This is a genomic window from Actinoallomurus oryzae (assembly GCF_039541955.1).
In the GTDB taxonomy this organism is placed as follows: domain Bacteria; phylum Actinomycetota; class Actinomycetes; order Streptosporangiales; family Streptosporangiaceae; genus Actinoallomurus; species Actinoallomurus oryzae.
Window position 1 is genome coordinate 1 of record NZ_BAABHF010000004.1, and the last position, 1,810, is coordinate 1,810.

General features: G+C 66.9%; 2 protein-coding genes and 1 pseudogene. All 3 read right to left on the reverse strand.

Going from position 1 to position 1,810, the window contains the following annotated elements:
• A pseudogene (locus ABEA10_RS00330) lies at positions 1-166 on the reverse strand (L-rhamnose isomerase); the annotation flags it as partial.
• Positions 167-186: 20 nt separating this feature from the next.
• Positions 187-507: an L-rhamnose mutarotase gene (locus tag ABEA10_RS00335; RefSeq protein WP_345455661.1), complete on the reverse strand. Its 321-nt coding sequence runs from the start codon at positions 505-507 to the stop codon at positions 187-189.
• Between the two features lie 56 nt (positions 508-563).
• Positions 564-1,637, reverse strand: a complete 1,074-nt coding sequence (gene rhaS / locus ABEA10_RS00340) for a rhamnose ABC transporter substrate-binding protein (protein WP_345455663.1) — start codon at positions 1,635-1,637, stop codon at positions 564-566.
• Positions 1,638-1,810 lie beyond the last annotated feature (173 nt).

A 1,810-nucleotide genomic window follows, 5' to 3' on the forward strand; every position in this document is an offset into this window, starting at 1 on the left:
ACCGATGCACCTGCGCCGCATCATCGATCTTCTCCTGCGGCGTACGCGGCACACCCTCCTGCGCGAACACCTTGAAACGCGTCCCGGAATTGCCATACGCCCACGACGGCGTCTCAATGCGCTGACTCCGCAGCGCCGCCTTGACGCGGGCTATGTCCGTTGTCATGGTTCGTGATCCCCGATCCGTCAGTCGAGATGGAACACTTCGTCCAGTCGCAGCAGGCCCTCATCGGGGCGCTGTCCCTCGAGGTCCTCGAAGAACGGCGCCATGTCCGCCTGCCAGCGGGCGTTCACCTCGGTGCCCTCCATGGCGGCGCGCGCGGCCTCGAAGTCGTCGGTCTCCAGGTAGCCGACGAGCAGGCCGTCGTCGCGCAGGAAGATGCTGTAGTTCCGCCAGCCCGCCGCGCGAAGGGCGGTCAGCATGTCCGGCCAGACCGCCTTGTGCCGTTCGCGGTACTCCTCCAGCCGGTCCTTACGGACCCGCAGCAGGAAACACACGCGCTCCATGGATACTCCTCCCGCGACGGCGCGGGGCCGCGCCCGGCGGCCCCGCGCCGAGCGTCCTAGAAGTGGTAGTTGTCGATGTTGCTGCTGTCGAAGACGGTCGGCGGGCCGAGGATGACCTCGCCGTCCTTGCCGATGGTCCGGGAGCCGAGCTTGCCGGCCTTGAAGCTCTCGCCCTGGGCGCCGGTGATCTGACCGGAGGCGAGGGCGGCGGCGGCGTAGGAGGCGAGGTAGCCGAGGTTCGCCGGGTCCCACAGCTCGAACTTCTTGACGGTGCCGTCCTTGACGAACTTGCGCATCTGGTTGGGGGTGCCGAGACCGGAGACGGCGACCTTGCCCTTGTACTTGGAGCTGTCGATGTAGCGGGCCGCGGCGGCGATGCCGACGGTGGTGGGCGCGATGATGCCCTTCAGGTCCGGGTAGGCCTGGAGCAGACCCTGGGTCTGCTGGAAGGACTTCTGGTCATCGTCGTCGCCGTAGGCGACCTTCACCAGCTGGATCCCGGAGTACTCCGGCTTCTTCAGCTCCTCCTTCATGAAGCTGATCCAGGTGTTCTGGTTGGTGGCGTTGGCGGTCGCCGACAGGATCGCGATCTTGCCCTTGCCGCCGATCAGATCGGACATGACCTTGATCTCACTGCGGCCGATCTCTTCCGAGCTCGCCTGGTTGATGAAGACGTCCCGGCACTCCTTGGCCGCATCGGAGTCATAGGCCACGACGGCGATCTTGCGGGACATGGCCTGCTTCAGCGGCCCGCAGACGGCGTTGGGGTCGTTGGCCGCGATGAGGATCGCGTCCTGACGCTGCTGGATCAGCGTGTTGAGGTAGGAGATCTGCGACGAGGCCGACGCATCCGACGGACCGACCTCCTTCGCGGTGCCGCCGAACTCCTTCGCCCCCGCGATGCCGGCCTTGTCGACGATCGTCTCGTACGGGTTGTTGACCTGCTTGGGCAGGAACGCCAGCTTCAGGCCCTTCTTCAGCGGAGCGTTCGGGTTCGCCTTCGCACCGCTCGTCGCGGCGGCGCCGCCGTTGTCGCTCGCGGAGGAGTTCTTGGTCGTGCCGCCGCAGGCGGCGGCGCCGACGGCGAGCGCGGCGGTGAGCGCCACGGCCGCCAGGGGACGCTTGATCATGGAGGGTTCCTTTTCTTCGGTCACTGGTCAGGAGGTGGAGGCGGACGGGGATCCGCGGTGATGTCGTCGTGTCTCGCGTACCGCCGCCGCGATCCGCGGTGTGAGTACCGAGATGATGAGGAGGAGGCCGGTGACGATGGACTGGATCTCGGTCGCGACGTCACGGAGCATGA

Coding starts and splice junctions, on each gene's coding strand:
- ABEA10_RS00335 (WP_345455661.1), bottom strand. CDS start 507: ATGGAGCGCGTGTGTTTCCTGCTGCGGGTCCGTAAGGACCGGCTGGAG.
- rhaS (WP_345455663.1), bottom strand. CDS start 1,637: ATGATCAAGCGTCCCCTGGCGGCCGTGGCGCTCACCGCCGCGCTCGCC.